This window comes from Saccharopolyspora indica (assembly GCF_027853965.1).
GTDB lineage: Bacteria > Actinomycetota > Actinomycetes > Mycobacteriales > Pseudonocardiaceae > Saccharopolyspora > Saccharopolyspora indica.
This window is the reverse complement of the sequence record NZ_JAQGLB010000002.1, coordinates 571,375-585,934: the sequence shown is the minus strand read 5'-3', so window position 1 is coordinate 585,934 and position 14,560 is coordinate 571,375. Positions and strand designations below refer to the sequence as shown.

Here is a 14,560-nt window from a genome sequence, read left to right as displayed (position 1 = left end):
CTAGCTCGTCTTGAGGCGGGCGATCCAGGACGTGAACTCCGCGCGGCTGAAGGACAGCACTCCTGCATCAGGGTTCTTGCTGTCGCGGACGGCGACCCGACCGTTCGCCAGGTGCGCCACCTCAACGCAGTTGCCGCCGCCCACACCTCCGCCACCGGAGAAGCTGCTTTTACGCCAAACGGCGCGGACTAACGCTTCGTCCGCCATCCTCGCGGCCTCCTCGATCGCACGTCACCGGTAGCGCTTCGCGGCTTCGGAGATCTTGTCCACCGAGTCGATCTGCGACAGCGACTGCTCGGTGAGGATACCGAAGCGGAGGGTGTAGATGCGCACGAGTTCTCGGTCCTCGATGTAGACCGATCGACCAGGCCCTTCCGAGTATCCGATGTCGGGGATCGGATCCGGCAGCGTCAGGATCGAGAACGGGCCTTCCAGCGCTGGGCTTGCGCCGACCGACTTCGGCATGACCTGAACCGTCACGTTGGGCTCTTCCGCCGCCTCCGCGAGGAAGCGAAGTTGGTTGCGCATGACCCGCGACGAACCCACCTGCCGTTCCAGAAGTCCTTCGTCGAGGATCACGTGCAGCTGCGGTGGCTCGGTCCTGCGCAAGATCTGCTGACGGCCGAGTCGAGCCGCGACCCGACGTTCGACCTCGTCCTCCGCAATACCGGGATTGATCCCCTTGATCAAGGCATGCGCGTAGTCGGCGGTCTGCAGAAGCCCCGGCACGAGCAGCGTTTCGAAGCTTCGCGCGGCTACCAATGCGACCTCAAGGCTGAGGAAGGCGTGGAAGTCCTCCGGGAGGTTCTTGCGGAGATCGATCATCCACCCGCGCTCGCGCGTAGTCCCCGCAAGCTCGACAAGCCACTTTCGCAGGTCCCGATCAGCCACCTGATAGACGTCAAGCAGCTGCTCGACCTCACCGGGCCGAACACCTTGCTCGCGGTTCTCGATGCGCGAGAGCTTCGGGCGCGACCACTTTCCCGGTCCTTTGCGGAGTTCGGCGATGACTTGATCATGCGTCAGTCCCGCTTCCTCGCGGAAGCGACGAAGCGTTTCTGTGAGCTGCCACCGCCGAACGGTTGCGCTCGCGAGGCCGTTCTCCTGCACCACCTTCAACCTCCACAGACGCAGCTGGTCATGCGCTGATTCGAGTGAACATCTGGACGTCCAGATTGAAAGTGGACGTCCAGATTGGCACTCTCATCATCACGCTACGCACCGGATCAAGCACGCTTGGGAGGCAACGATGCCAGTCCGGCTTGGACAAGCACTGTCGGGTCATCCGCTCGACGCCCTCATCGCCGATCCATCGGGCATGCCCCCGATGTGCGACGAGCCGCAGTTCAACGCGATCACAGCAGACATGGTCACGGAAACGGCACCTCGTCTGTTCGCGGTGCTTCAGGAGTACGGCGAACGCGTCGACGTGCGCATCGTCGCGTGGGGCATGGCCTTCGGCGATCACGTGGAGATCATCAGCATCGACAGCAGCCTCTGCATGAAACTCCGCTCCCCTGCGGATGCCCAACGCGCCTTCACCTGGGGCAGCCACGTCACGGGGCGGTTGGTGTGGGCATCCGGTGCCGCCGAGCCAGTCGGACCAGGCCCAACGCGGACAAGCGATTCCGGGTGAGAATCACGTCGCGCAGGGGCGAGACTCGGCCAACCAGCTCCAGTCGGCGTGAGCGGGAGGGTCAGCGCAGGCCGGACGTCTTGAGGGAGGCGACCAGCCAGCGCTGGCCCAGCAGGAAGACCAGGATCGTCGGGAGGGCCGCCAGGACCGCCGCCGCGATCACGTAGTGCATCTTGGAGGCGTACTGGCCCTGCAGGGAGGCTATGCCGACCTGGACCACCCGCAGGGACTCGTCCTGGGCCACCGCCAGCGGCCAGAGGAACGAGTTCCAGTTCGCCAGGAAGAACAGGACCGCCAGGGCCGCCAGCATCGGGCGGCTCAGCGGGAGGATCACGTGCCAGTAGATCCGCCAGTGGCCGCAGCCGTCCAGGCGCGCCGCTTCCTCCAGCTCACGCGGCACGCCCAGGTAGAACTGGCGCAGCAGGAAGATGCCGAAGGCGTTGAACAGACCGGGCACGATCAGCCCGGCGTAGGTGTCGACCATGCCCAGGCCGCGCACCACGATGAACAGCGGGACCAGGATCACCGGCAGCGAGATCAGCAGCGTGGCCACCACCGACGCGAACGCCAGTCCCCTGCCGCGGAAGGACATCCGGGCCAGCGCGTAGGCGGCCATCGAGTGCAGGAACAGGGCGATCACCGTGACCGTGACGGCCACGATCGCGCTGTTGGCGAGATAGCGCAGGAACGGCACCTCGGTCAGCACGTAGATCACGTTGTCCAGCGTCAGCTCGCTCGGCCAGCCCAGCTCGTAGAGCTCCGACTCCGGCCGGAACGCGCTGAGCAGGAACCACAGCAGCGGCGCGACCACCAGGAACGCCAGCAGGTAGGCCGCGACGGCCTTCCCGCGCACCCTAGTCATCGAAGCGACCTCCCCTGGTCAGGGCGAACATCGCCGCGGTGATCGCGCCGAGCGCGACCACCAGCAGCGCGCAGATCGCCGCGGCGTAGCCGAACCTGCCGAACTGGAAGGCCTGCTGGTAGGCGTAGAACACGACCGTCGTGGTGGCGTTGGCCGGGCCGCCGGAGGTGGTCACGAAGACCAGGTCGAACACCTGCATCCCGGTGATCGCGTTGATCGTCGAGGTGACCAGCACGAAGAAGCTGGTCGGGCGCAGCATCGGCCAGGTCACGTGCCGGAACCGCTGCCACGCACCGCCACCGTCCACAGTGGCCGCGTCGTAGTACTCGCGCGGGATGTCCTGCAGGCCGCCGAGGAAGATCAGCATCTGGTAGCCCATCAGGAACCACACGCTGATCAGTACCAGGGTGATCAGCGCCAGGCTCGGATCGCCCAGCCAGGACACCCCGTCCAGCCCGGTCAGCTTCGCCAGCGCGCCGGTCTTGTCGGTGAGCAGGAACTGCCAGAGCAGGCCGATCACCACCAGGCTCACCGCGTTCGGCAGGAACAGCGCCGCGCGCACCGCTCCCACCCCGCGGAAGTGGTCCTTGACCAGCAGCGCTAGCCCGAGCGATGCGAAGAACGCCAGCGGCACGAACAGGGCCGCGTAGGCCGCGGTGATGCCGAAGCTGCGCCACAGCAGGCCGTCCCCGGCCATCAGCCGGAAGTTGTCCAGCCCGGCCCACTCGACGTTGCCGAACCCGTCGACGCTGAACAGCCCCACCACCAGGGCCATCGCCGTCGGGATGATGATGAACAGCAGCAGGCCGATGCCGTCGGGGGCCAGGAAGCCGAAGGCCGCCGCGGCGTCGGATCGTCGTCGGTCGCCGAGTTGCTGTCGGCGAATGCCGTCCGCGCTCGTAGAAGCGGCGCCAGCCGCTTGCATCCTGCTACGCATGGCGACCACCGGCGGGTTCTGAGAGATTTCCTGGCGAGGACGGCCCCTCCGCCGTGCATCGGACATGCGTCAGGCGCAGTCCGGGGAAGCTCTCAGCTTCCGCTAGATGACCACGTGAGCAGCGCAACCGCGAATGGGCTCTCAATTGATCGGCGCTCCGTCGTAGGTGGACAAGAACGTGTCGATCTGCTGGGCCGCGGCCTCGGCCGCCGACGCCGGGTCGCCGCCGTCGAGCTGGCAGGACTGCACCGCGTCGGAGATGGCCCGGTAGATCTCGGGCGGGTAGCGCGGTTCCGGCCGGGCCTGGGTCATCACCTGCTCCTTGAACACCCGCATCGGCCCGCTGTCGAAGGCACCGTGCTGCTCCGCGGCGCGCTGCACGGAGTAGCGCGGCGGCAGGTTGGTCTTGGCCACGGTGTTCCAGCGGCGCATCCGCTCGATGCACGCCGGGTCCTGGGAGCCCAGCGCCCACACCACGAACTCGGCCGCGGCCTGCGGGTTGGCGCTGTGCGCGTTGGCGACCATCGCCCAGCTGCCCAGGGCCGTGGTGTAGGCGCCGCCCGCCGGGCTGGGCATGGGGACGACGCCGTAGCGGAAGTCCGGGGCCTGCTCGGCGATCTCGGCGATGCCCCAGATGCCGAGCTGCTGCATGGCGCAGTAGCCGTCGGAGATGTTGGAGATCGAGTCGTTGGCGCCCGAGCCCTTCACCCGGCGCGGCGCGACACCGGCGGTGACGGTGTCCTGCCAGAACTGCAGCGCGGCGTGCACCTCCGGCCCGTTGAACGCCGCTCGCCGCTGGTCCGGCGTGAACACCTCGCCGCCCGCCATCCACATCGACTGGTAGAAGGTGAAGTTCTGGTAGTAGCCCGGATTGGTCTCCAGCAGCATCCCGAACCGGTCCGGGGTGGTCAGCCGCTCGGCGACGGAGAGCAGCTGGTCCCAGCTGCGCGGCAGGTCGCCCTCGGCGAGCTTGGCCTGCTCGAAGGCGGCCTCGCTGTAGTAGAGCGCGAGCGGTTCGATCTCCATCGGCAGGCCGTAGACGCGGTCACCGACCAGGCGGGTCTGCATCACCTGCGGCAGGAAGTCGGCGCGCGCCTCGGGCGTCAGGTGCGGTGTGAGGTCGAGCAGCGCGCCGCCGTTGTGGTAGCGCAGGAAGTCGCCGGGGCTGAGCAGGAAGACGTCCGGCCCGGCGCCCGCGCTGAACGACGTCTGCAGCGTCGGCCCGGAGGTGTAGTCCTTGGTCGGCACGTAGCGCAGCCGGACCTTGACCTCGTGGGTGGCGTTCCACTCCTCGGCGAGCTGCACGAACCAGTCGCTCTGCGACTTCTGCTGCCCGCCGGGCCCGTAGAAGTTCCAGAAGGTGATCTCGTTCGGGTTGCGCGCCGGACCGCACCCGGCCAGCACCGGAGCGGCCAGCGCCGCGGCACCGGCACCGCCCAGGAACGAGCGCCGGCTGATCGCCCTGCGAGCCACTCGATCACTCCTTCGGGCGCGTGGAAAACGATTGCCCGAACGCTATGGATCACTCGCAGCCCGGGTCAATGGGCCGTTCGTGCCCACCTGGGGAGGAAGATCGAATCCAGGACCTTCGGGCAGGCCGGGGTGGTAGGCCGGGCAAGATCATTCCGGCGGGATGAACGCGGTCTGGATCAGCTGCGGACCGCGGAGGCGCCGGCTCGCCAGGATTCCCCGGCCCGGCGGGAGGTGGCGGGGCTTGATGTTGGCCACCAGCCGGCCCTCGTCCTTGTCCGCGCTCATCACCAGTCCCGGGCTCGACGTCTCGCGCATCCTGGCGATCAGCGGCTCGTACAACGCCCGGCTCGCACCACCGGAGCTGCGGGCCAGCACGACGTGCAGACCCACGTCACCGGCCGTCGGGATGAACTCCGCCAGCGGTGCCAGCGGGTTGTTGCCCTGCGGGGCCACCAGGTCGTAGTCGTCGACGACGACGAACAGCTCCGGGCCCTTCCACCAGGAGCGGTTCTTCAACTGCTCCTGCGTGACGTCCGGTCCTGGCAGGCGTCTCTTCAGCGATGTGACGACGTCCTTGACGTTGACGTGGAGCTGCGGCGCGGCGACCGAGTACTCCAGCAGGTGGCCGGTTTCGAGGAAGCCGAGCATCGTGCGCCGGTAGTCGACCAGCAGGATCAGCGCTTCCTTCGGCGTGTACCGCTCGGTGATGCCCTGGACGATCGTGCGCAGCAGCGAGGTCTTGCCCGACTCCCGCTCGCCGAACGCGTAGAAGTTCGGCTCGGCGGCGAAGTCCAGGTAGACCGGGGCGAGTTCGTCCTCGTCGATGCCGATCGGCACCAGCTTCGGCCCCAGCTTCGGCTGCTGCTCCGGCCGCGGCAGCTGCTCGTGCGACAGCAGCTTCGGCAGCAACCGGACCGGCGGCGCCGGAGCGCCCTGCCACGAGCTCCGCACCTGCTCGACCAGCGCGGCGACGCCCTCGGCGAGGTCCTCGTTGTACGACTCCCAGTCCCGCCGCGCACCGAGCCGCGCGCCGTCCACTCGCGGCAGCGCGGTCAGGAAGTGCAGTTTGGAGGCGTGCAGGCCGCGTCCCGGACGGCCGTGCGGAACCTTGACCGCGAGCTTGCGCTCGATCTCCGATTCGCTCGGGTCGCCGAGGCACAGCTCGATGCGGGTCTGCATCAGGTCCTTCACCGCGGGGCGGATCTCCGCCCACCGCGTCGCCGTGATGACGACGTGGATGCCGTAGGCCAGCCCGTTGGCGGCCAGGTTCAGCACGTCGTGCTCGAGGTGCTCGAACTCCTCGCGGAACGTCCGCCACCCGTCGATGACCAGGAACGCGTCACCGTGCTGGTCGTTGCGGAACGCGCCGTCGCGCTTGCGGTTGTGGTAGTCGGTCATGCCTTCGACGCCGTACTGCTGGAACCAGGCCTCCCGCCGGTCCAGCAACGACTTGAGCTCGCCGACGGTCCGGGCGACCAGCTCCCGGTCGCGGCGGCCGCCTACGCCGCCGACGTGCGGGAGGTCGCGCAGCGCGAACAGCCCGCCGCCGCCGAAGTCCAGGCAGTAGAACTGCACCTCCTGCGGCGTGTGCGTCAGCGCCAGCGCGGCGATCATCGTGCGCAGCGCGGTGGACTTGCCGGAGCGGGTGCCGCCGACGACCGCGCCGTGCCCGGCCGGGCCGCTCAGGTTCACCAGCATCGGCTCCTGCCGCTGCTGGTACGGCACGTCGATCAGCCCGACCGGCACCTGCAACCGCCCGGTCGGCCCGGTCGCCGCCAGCAGAGCGTCCAAAGTGGGCGGGAGGTCCAGCGGCGGCAGCCAGATCTCGCGGGCTTCCGGGCGCAGGTCGCGGAGCCCGGCCAGCACCTCGTCCAGGAAGCTGGCACCGGAATCCGTCGGGCCCGATGCGTAGGCCGCGCGGAACCGGTCCATCCCGTTGGGGTGCTTCAGATATCCGTGCCCACCGGAGGCGGGCAGGTCCGCGGCGTCCGGCGTGCCGAGCGCCGCGCGGGACTCCGCCGCGCTGAAGGTCTTCAGCCCGATCCGGTAGGACAGGTGCGCGTCCAGACCGCGCAGCCTGCCCTCCTCCAGCCGCTGGGAGGCCAGCAGCAGGTGGACCTGCAGCGAACGGCCCAGCCTGCCGATCATCACGAACAGCTCGATGAAGTCCGGCTGCTGCGAGAGCAGCTCGGAGAACTCGTCGACGACCACGACCAGCGCGGGCAGCGGCTCCCGGCAGCGCTCATCGCCCGCCGCGGCCATCTGCCGGTAGTCCCAGACGTTCTTCGCACCGGCCTTGTTCAGGACCTCCTGGCGGCGGTTCAGCTCGCCCGCCAGCGCGTCGGCCATCCGGTCGATCAGCGAACCGTCGTTCTCCAGGTTCGAGATGACCGCCGAAACGTGCGGCGCGGCGGCGAAGTCCTGGAACGTCGCACGGCCCTTGAAGTCGATCAGCACGAAGTTCAGCTCGGTCGTGTCGTGCGCCGCCATCATGCCGAGCACGAAGGTGCGCAGGAACTCCGACTTGCCGGAACCGGTCGAGCCGATGCACAGGCCGTGCGGGCCCATCCCGCCCCGCGCCGTCTCCTTGATGTCGAGCTCCACCGGGCGCCCGGCCTCGTCCACGCCGAACACGACCTTGTACCGGTCCTCGACCGGGCGCGGTGCGCGATCGCCCAGGTACCACAACTCCGCCGGATCGACCGGGACGGCGAAGGCGTCCCGCGGCGCTTCCGGCACGACGCCCGGCTGCTCCAGCACGTCGATGAGGTCGACGAGCTCCTCCTCGTCGTCCATCCTCGGCAGCGCCACCCGGAACCGCTGGCGGCCGGACAGCGCCCATCCCGGTTCCGCGGGCAGCGTCGCGGCCAGCTCCGGGTCGATGCGCGAGGTGGCGGGCTCGTCCAGGGTGAGCTCGATGTGCGCCTGCAGCAGCAGCGCCACCTGGCGCGGGATGTTCTCCCACTGCCGGGCGGTGAGGACGACGTGCACGCCGCAGGCCAGGCCGCGTTCGGCGATCTTGCGGATGGACGTGGTGAAGTCCGGGACGTCCTCGGCGAAGGTCTCCCAGCCGTCGACGACCAGGAACACGTCGGCGTGGTCGATGCCGGGCATCCGGTCGGCGCTCTTGCGGCGCAGCGCCCGGTAGGTGTCGATGTTCTCGATGCCGTACCGGTGGAACAGCTGCTTGCGCTGCGCGATGAGGTCACCGACGTCGCGGAGCACCGCCTGGGCTCCGGCCAGGTCGATCGCGTTGGCCGCGACGTTGTCCCAGCGCTGCAGGCCGACCAGCGCGCCATCGCTGTCCAGGCAGTGGAACCGGACCTCCGTCGCCGGGTGGGTCGCGGCGTGCCCGACGACCAGCGTCCGCAGCAGGGTCGACTTGCCGGAGCGGAACCGGCCGACCACCGCGAGGTGCCCCTGGTGCCCGAACGGGTCGACGCGCACCAGGTCGCCGTGGTGGCGGTCGACCTCGTGCGCCTTCCCGATCGGAACTCCCGGTGCCGCGGCATCGGGCGCGATCAGCTCGCCGACCAGCAGCTTCGACCCGCCCTCGCCCGACAGCTGGCTGCGCGCCGCCTTCGCGACGCGGATCGCGCCCTGGCCCACCCCGCCCTTCTTGGGCGTCTGCTCCCCGATGGCGCGGACCTTCCGCGACGCGAACTGGTACAGCTCCTCCGCGGTGATGACGCCGTCGCGGTCGGTGTCGGCGGCACCGGTGCGCAGGCCTTCGATGAGCGCGGAGGTGAACACGCTGGCCGACACCGGCTTGTTGAGGACGAGCTTCTCCTGCTCGTAGGCGTACTCGATCTCGTTGGTCGCGGTCATCACGTAGACACCGCCGCCCAGCTGCTCCTCGACGTCGATCGAGGTCGAGGAGCGGGCGAGGATGTCGTTGGTGAACACGCCGCTGTAGCAGCAGTCGAGGACCACGGTGGCGGACTGCGCCTGGCTCTCCCGGATCAGCCGCTGCACCACCACGGCCGGGATCGCGGTGGAGTACGGCAGCTGGAGCTCGGTGTTGCAGGCGGCGAAGAACAGCTCGCCGTAGTCGTTCTTGATGCCGTGCCCGGAGATGAACAGCAGCACCGTGTCCTCGGACGTGCGATCGCGGAACAACGCCTCGATCCGCCGCTCGATCTCGGCCTTCGACTCGTTGACGGCCATCACCGCCGAGTCGAATGCTCCGATGGCCGGGTCGGAGAGCAGATCGCGCAGCTCGTGCGCTTCCTGCACCGGCGAGCGCAGCCGCCGCAGTCCGGGATCGGTGTAGCTGGAGGTCGCGACGAGCAGCGCGTGCCGGGTGCCCATCGGGTCAGCGCTCGGCCGCGCGCCGGGCTTCCTCGTCCTCGGCGAAGAACTCCACCAGCCGCTGCTGGGCCTCGGCGGAGGCCGCGGTGACGGTGATCTCCTCGCCGTTGGCCTTCTTCACGGTCACCGAGCGGCTCGCGGACCGGTTGATCAGCGCGATGAGGACCTTCGTGACGGCGGCGACCGTGCCAACGGAGAACGTGCCACCGATGATCAGCTCGGCGAGGTGGGCGCCGACGCCGGACTTGCTGTCCTGCGGGGCCTCCTCCCGCGCCCGCCGCGACTCGACGCCCGGCACCGAGCGGAGCTCGCGGGCCAGCTGGTCGTGCAGCTCGTGCAGCCGCTGCGGCGGAGCGGTCGGCTCGTGGATGCTGATCCTCGCCTCAACCATGCCCACTCCCAACGCCTTCCACGATTGGCCAGCCATGTATATCAAAACCGGCTCACCCACCGTGCCCGATCGATCACACCGGCGGCAGGCAGGGCCGGAGTGGTCACGCCGTGGACGCGGCCCGGACCACGGCGGATCAGTTCTCCCTGGTCAAAGACCGTGAGTGGTTTGGGGTGCTATGGCACCACAAAACGCTCACGGCAGTTGACCTGCACGAGGACGGCCTATCGGCATCAGGAGACGGTCGGCAGGGCCGGGGTGGTCACGTCGTAGACCTTGCCCGGGCGGGTCAGCAGCGCCGGGAGTATCGCCGCCTTCTTCTCCGCGTCCTCCTGGGAGCCCCACTCGATCTGGCGGTCGCCCTCGAGCAGCAACCGGATGTCGTTCGGGTTCTCCGCCAGCACCGCGGTGATCTCGCCGCGCACCGGTTCCGGCACCGAGGTCAGCACCAGCATCCCGGCCTTGGTCGCCGGGTCGGTCTGGGAGGCCTCGCGGACCTTGAGCTCCGGCAGGTCCGCAGGCGGATCCGGGACCGTCTGGAACGGCATCCCGGTCGCGTCCACCAGCTGGATCCCGTTGCGCGCCACCAGGAACGCCGCCGGGACCCGTTCGGTGATCCGGACCTGCACCGAGGACGGCCAGGACAGCGTCACCTCGGCCGCGGCGATCTTCGGCACGGTCTGCAGCTGGTCGCGGATCTCGCCCGCGTCGACCTGCATCATCGGGGTCCCGGTCTCGATGCCGGACACCCGCACCACCTCGTCGTGGTCGAGCGAGGTGTTGCCCAGGACCTCCACCGACCGCACGCCCAGCACCGGCGTGAAGTACAGGACCAGGGCCAGCACCGTCACCGCGGCCAGCACCAGCGGCAGCGCCCAGCGGCGCCACTTCGGTGCGGCCGCCGCGTCGCCGCGCACCGGGCGTCCCCGGGTGCTGCGCACCCCGGGCCGCTCCCCCGCGCGGCGACGCGTCGAAGTCACCCCCGGACCTCCGGGACGTTGCGATCGATCTCCGCGAGGATCTCCGCGCCGAGCATCGTCACGTCCCCGGCGCCCATGGTCAGCACCAGGTCACCGGCGCGGGCCAGGCCCGCGACCAGCGGCGTCACCTCGGTGAAGGACGGCTGGTAGTGCACCTTCCCGGCGGGCAGCGGGATCTGGTCGGCGATCAGCTTGCCGGTGACACCGGGCTGCGGGTCCTCGCGCGCGCCGTAGACGTCGAGCACGACCACCTCGTCGGCCAGCGCCAGCGCGGTCGCGAACTCCGCGGCGAAGGCCGCCGTGCGGGAGTACAGGTGCGGCTGGAACACCACGACCAGCCGGCCGTCGGCGGCCACCGGGCGCGCCGCCCGCAGCTGGGCGTCCACCTCGGTCGGGTGGTGCGCGTAGTCGTCGTAGACGCGGATTCCCCGCGCCCGCCCGCGGAACTCGAACCGGCGCCGCACCCCGCCGAACGCGGCGAGCCCGTCGAGCAACCCGCCCAGCGGTGCGCCGAGCTCCAGCCCGGCCAGCACCGCGGCGATCGCGTTGCCCGCCATGTGCTCGCCCGGCACCGAGACCTGCACGTCGATGCGCTCGCCGCCGAGTTCCACGGTCGCCACGCCGGTGCCCTGCTCGGCCCGGTAGTCGACGAGCCGCGCGTCCTCGGCACCGGTCGCGGTCCTGCCGTAGCGGCGCACCCGGATCCCGGCTGCTTCCGCGCGGTCGGCCAGCTCGGCCGAGCCCGCGTCGTCGGCGCAGGCGATCAGCACGCCACCGGGCTCGATGCGCCGCACGAAGTCCTCGAAGACCTTGGTGTAGGCCTCGGCGGTGCCGTGGTGGTCCAGGTGGTCGGGCTCGACGTTGGTCACCACCGCCACCGACGGGGCGAACACCAGGAACGAGCCGTCGCTCTCGTCGGCCTCGGCGACGAAGATGCTGCCGTCGCCGTGGTGGGCGTTCGCGCCCGACTCGTTGAGGTCGCCGCCGATGGCGAACGACGGGTCGAACCGGCAGTGCTGCAGCGCCACGGTCAGCATCGACGTGGTCGAGGTCTTGCCGTGGGTGCCCGCCACGCAGGCCACCCGGTGCCCGGCCATCAGCGCCGCCAGCGCCTCGGCGCGGCGCAGCACCGTGATGCCGCGCTCCTGCGCGGCCACCAGCTCGGGGTTGTCCGGGCGGATCGCGGTGGACACCACGACCGCCGTCGGCTCGCCGTCGAACTGGTCCAGGTTCTCCGCCCGGTGCCCGATGCCGATGTGCGCGCCCTGCGCCCGCAGCGCGAGCACGGTCCGCGAGTCGCGGGCGTCCGAACCGGACACCTGCTGGCCGCGGGCCAGCAGGATGCGGGCGATGCCGCTCATCCCGGCACCGCCGATGCCCACCAGGTGCACCCTGGCCAGCACGTCTGTCGTCGCGGTCACTGGCCGGCCACCTCCAGCACGATCTGCGCCAGCACGTGGTCGGCCTCCCGGTGCCCGGTGCCGAGGGTCGCGCGGCTCATCTCCTGCAGCCGCTGCGGGTCCAGCGCCAGCGGCAGGATCTCGTCGATCACCCGCTGCGAAGTCATGTCGCTGTCGGCGATCAACCGCGCCCCGCCGGTGGACACCACCGGCTGCGCGTTGAGCGCCTGCTCACCGTTGCCGATCGGCAGCGGCACGAACACCGCGGGCAGTCCGAGCGCGGAGACCTCGGCCACCGTCATCGCCCCGGACCGGCACACCACCAGGTCCGCGGCCGCGTAGGCCAGGTCCATCCGCTCCAGGTAGGGCACCGCGTTGTAGACCGGCGCGCCCATGACCTGCTGCACCGCGAGGGTGTTCTTCGGGCCGTGCGCGTGCAGCACGCCGATCCCGGCCCGGCCCAGCGCCTCGGCCGCGCCGGAGAACGCGTTGTTGAGCGTGCGGGCGCCCTGCGAACCGCCGAACACCAGGATCGTCGGGGCGTGCGGGTGCAGCCCGAAGTGCTGTCGGGCCTGCGCCCGCAGCGCCCAGCGGTCCAGCCTGGTGATGGACTCGCGCAGCGGGATCCCGATGGTCTGCGCGCCCGGCAGGCCGCTGTCCGGGGTCGCCGCCAGCACCCGCTCGGCGAACTTCGCGCCGACCTTGTTCGCCAGGCCCGCGCGCGCGTTGGCCTCGTGCACCACGATCGGCACCCGGCCGCGGGCGGCGAGGTAGGCGGGCAGCGACACGTAGCCGCCGAAGCCGACCACCACGTCCGCACCGACGCGGTCGAGCACCGCGCGGGTCTGCTTCACCGAATCCCGCACCTTCAGCGGCAGTTTCAGCAGGTCTACGTTGGGCTTGCGGGGCATCGGCACCGGCGGGATCAGCTCCAGCGGGTAGCCGCGCGCGGGCACCAGCCGGTTCTCCAGGCCGCGCTCGGTGCCCAGCGCCGTCACCCGCACGTCCGGCCGCAGCCTGCGCACCGCGTCGGCCAGCGCCAGCGCGGGCTCGACGTGCCCGGCGGTGCCGCCACCGGCGACCACGACCGACAGCGGGCGCCGTGCCGCGGCAGCACCCCTGGGGTCGCCCAGCGCGCCCTGGTCGATGCGGGCCGTCTGCTCGCCGCTCAACGGTGTCCTCCTCGTGTCTGCGCCCGGGAGCCGGGACCGCTGCGCGCACCGCGCGCGCGGGTGTCCCCGCCTCCCCGGCGTGTTGCCGCCGCGCCGGAGCCCTTCGCTCCCGGTCGGCTTCGTGGGGTGGGTCGTGCCGGACGACGCTTGGCCGGCGGCCGGTACGGCGCCGGGGTGGGCAGCCGCAGCAGCTTGCCGACCCTGCCCGGTCCCAAAGACCGTAGCGCGGCGATCGCCTCGGGTTCGTGCCGGGCGAAGTTCGCCAGCAGGCCGAACACCAGCATGCTGGTCACCACCGACGATCCGCCGGAGGAGATCAGCGGCAGCGGCAGCCCGGTGGTGGGCAGCAGGCCCACCACGTAGCCGACGTTGATGATCGCCTGGCCGACCAGGAAGGTGGTCAGCGTGGCCGACACCAGCCGGATCCACGGGTCGGTGTTGCGGAACGCGATGCGCATGCCCACGTAGGCGGTGGTGCCGTAGAGCGCCAGCACGATCGCGCAGCCGACGAACCCGAGCTCCTCACCGATCACCGCGAAGATGAAGTCGTTGTGCACGTTGGGCAGGTACTGCCACTTCGACCAGCCCTGCCCCAGCCCGCGGCCGAACAGCCCGCCGTCGGCCAGCGCGAACAGCGCCTGCCGGGCCTGGAAGCCGTTTCCGGACGGGTCGGCCATCGGGTCCATGAACGCGGTGATCCGCGCCATCCGGTAGTCGGCGACCATGGCCAGCGTCACGCCGGCGGTGACCGCGCCCAGCAGCGCCATCAGGAACAGCCGCAGCGGCGCCCCGGCAAACCACAGCAGGGCCAGCAGCACCACGAACAGCGTGATCGTCGAACCGAGGTCGGGCTGCAGCATCACCAGCGTGAACATCAGCAGCGCGGCGGGCACCACCGGCACCAGCAGGTGGCGGTACTGGTTCATCAGGCCGCGCTTGGTGACCAGCACGTGCGCGCCCCACAGCGCGAAGGAGACCTTGGCGAACTCGACCGGCTGGAAGGACACCCCGGCCACGATGAACCAGCTCTGCGCGCCGTTGACCTTGGCTCCGAGCGGGGTGAGCACCAGCGCCAGCAGGCCCACGCAGATGGTGAGCAGGATCAGGCTGTAGCGGCGCATCAGCTTCACCGGCACCCGCATCGCCGCGTAGAACAGCACCAGCCCGGCGATGCAGTAGAGCACCTGCTTGGTGAAGACGGTGTAGGACGAACCGTCCTTGTTGAACGAGTCGACGCTGGAGGCCGAGAGCACCATCACCAGGCCGAAGACCGTCAGCAGGCCGAAGACCGCCAGCAGCAGGTGGAACGACGCCAGCGGCCGGGTCAGCCACGCGGTCAGCGGGGACAGCACGCTCAGGCCGGCGCGCTTGCGGGCCGTCTTGGTGGCGGTGGGCACG

General features: G+C 70.3%; 12 protein-coding genes. 1 reads left to right on the top strand and 11 read right to left on the bottom strand.

Annotated features, from left to right (window positions below):
* Both OU416_RS06610 and OU416_RS06605 read right to left on the bottom strand, forming a co-directional pair.
* A complete protein-coding gene (locus OU416_RS06610) occupies nt 1–207 on the bottom strand; it encodes a DUF397 domain-containing protein (protein ID WP_270925915.1) in 207 nt (68 codons plus the stop codon).
* A gap of 24 nt (nt 208–231) precedes the next feature.
* A complete protein-coding gene (locus tag OU416_RS06605; RefSeq protein ID WP_270925914.1) occupies nt 232–1,113 on the bottom strand; it encodes a helix-turn-helix domain-containing protein in 882 nt (293 codons plus the stop codon).
* A 136-nt stretch (nt 1,114–1,249) separates the two neighbouring features.
* Between OU416_RS06605 and OU416_RS06600 the strand changes: the two genes are divergently transcribed.
* Complete coding sequence (locus OU416_RS06600) at nt 1,250–1,636, top strand: hypothetical protein (RefSeq protein ID WP_270925913.1); 387 nt, start codon at nt 1,250–1,252, stop codon at nt 1,634–1,636.
* 61 nt (nt 1,637–1,697) lie between these two features.
* On the opposite strand, the gene OU416_RS06595 is transcribed toward OU416_RS06600, so the two are convergent.
* From OU416_RS06595 to ftsW, 9 genes are all read right to left on the bottom strand, one after another.
* Entirely contained in the window at nt 1,698–2,498 is an 801-nt protein-coding gene (locus tag OU416_RS06595; protein WP_270925912.1) for a carbohydrate ABC transporter permease, read from the bottom strand.
* Nucleotides 2,491–3,435, bottom strand: coding sequence for a carbohydrate ABC transporter permease (locus OU416_RS06590; protein ID WP_270925911.1), 945 nt, complete (start codon nt 3,433–3,435; stop codon nt 2,491–2,493). The genes OU416_RS06595 and OU416_RS06590 overlap by 8 nt, the downstream gene beginning before the upstream one ends.
* 141 nt (nt 3,436–3,576) lie before the next feature.
* Nucleotides 3,577–4,908: an ABC transporter substrate-binding protein gene (locus OU416_RS06585; protein WP_270925910.1), complete on the bottom strand. Its 1,332-nt coding sequence runs from the start codon at nt 4,906–4,908 to the stop codon at nt 3,577–3,579.
* A gap of 147 nt (nt 4,909–5,055) precedes the next feature.
* Nucleotides 5,056–9,219, bottom strand: a complete 4,164-nt coding sequence (gene eccCb, locus OU416_RS06580; RefSeq protein ID WP_270925909.1) for a type VII secretion protein EccCb — start codon at nt 9,217–9,219, stop codon at nt 5,056–5,058.
* A gap of 4 nt (nt 9,220–9,223) precedes the next feature.
* Nucleotides 9,224–9,610, bottom strand: coding sequence for an effector-associated constant component EACC1 (locus OU416_RS06575; RefSeq protein WP_270925908.1), 387 nt, complete (start codon nt 9,608–9,610; stop codon nt 9,224–9,226).
* Nucleotides 9,611–9,843: 233 nt separating this feature from the next.
* Nucleotides 9,844–10,590 (bottom strand): cell division protein FtsQ/DivIB, encoded by a 747-nt coding sequence (locus OU416_RS06570; RefSeq protein WP_270925907.1) that lies wholly within the window; start codon nt 10,588–10,590, stop codon nt 9,844–9,846.
* Nucleotides 10,587–11,951: a UDP-N-acetylmuramate--L-alanine ligase gene (gene murC / locus OU416_RS06565; protein ID WP_372907161.1), complete on the bottom strand. Its 1,365-nt coding sequence runs from the start codon at nt 11,949–11,951 to the stop codon at nt 10,587–10,589. The genes OU416_RS06570 and murC overlap by 4 nt, the downstream gene beginning before the upstream one ends.
* 56 nt (nt 11,952–12,007) lie before the next feature.
* Nucleotides 12,008–13,138, bottom strand: coding sequence for an undecaprenyldiphospho-muramoylpentapeptide beta-N-acetylglucosaminyltransferase (murG, locus tag OU416_RS06560; RefSeq protein ID WP_270926087.1), 1,131 nt, complete (start codon nt 13,136–13,138; stop codon nt 12,008–12,010).
* Nucleotides 13,139–13,158: 20 nt separating this feature from the next.
* The gene (gene ftsW, locus OU416_RS06555; protein ID WP_270925905.1) at nt 13,159–14,559 is read right to left on the bottom strand and encodes a putative lipid II flippase FtsW; all 1,401 of its coding nucleotides are present in this window, start codon (nt 14,557–14,559) and stop codon (nt 13,159–13,161) included.
* Between the last annotated feature and the right edge of the window lies 1 nt (nt 14,560).

What these genes read in the sequence shown, in the direction of transcription:
- murC (WP_372907161.1), bottom strand. Translation starts at nt 11,951, where the DNA reads ATGAGCGGCATCGCCCGCATCCTGCTGGCCCGCGGCCAGCAGGTGTCC.
- OU416_RS06600 (WP_270925913.1), top strand. Translation starts at nt 1,250, where the DNA reads ATGCCAGTCCGGCTTGGACAAGCACTGTCGGGTCATCCGCTCGACGCC.
- OU416_RS06575 (WP_270925908.1), bottom strand. Translation starts at nt 9,610, where the DNA reads ATGGTTGAGGCGAGGATCAGCATCCACGAGCCGACCGCTCCGCCGCAG.
- OU416_RS06590 (WP_270925911.1), bottom strand. Translation starts at nt 3,435, where the DNA reads ATGCGTAGCAGGATGCAAGCGGCTGGCGCCGCTTCTACGAGCGCGGAC.
- OU416_RS06610 (WP_270925915.1), bottom strand. Translation starts at nt 207, where the DNA reads ATGGCGGACGAAGCGTTAGTCCGCGCCGTTTGGCGTAAAAGCAGCTTC.
- OU416_RS06595 (WP_270925912.1), bottom strand. Translation starts at nt 2,498, where the DNA reads ATGACTAGGGTGCGCGGGAAGGCCGTCGCGGCCTACCTGCTGGCGTTC.
- eccCb (WP_270925909.1), bottom strand. Translation starts at nt 9,219, where the DNA reads ATGGGCACCCGGCACGCGCTGCTCGTCGCGACCTCCAGCTACACCGAT.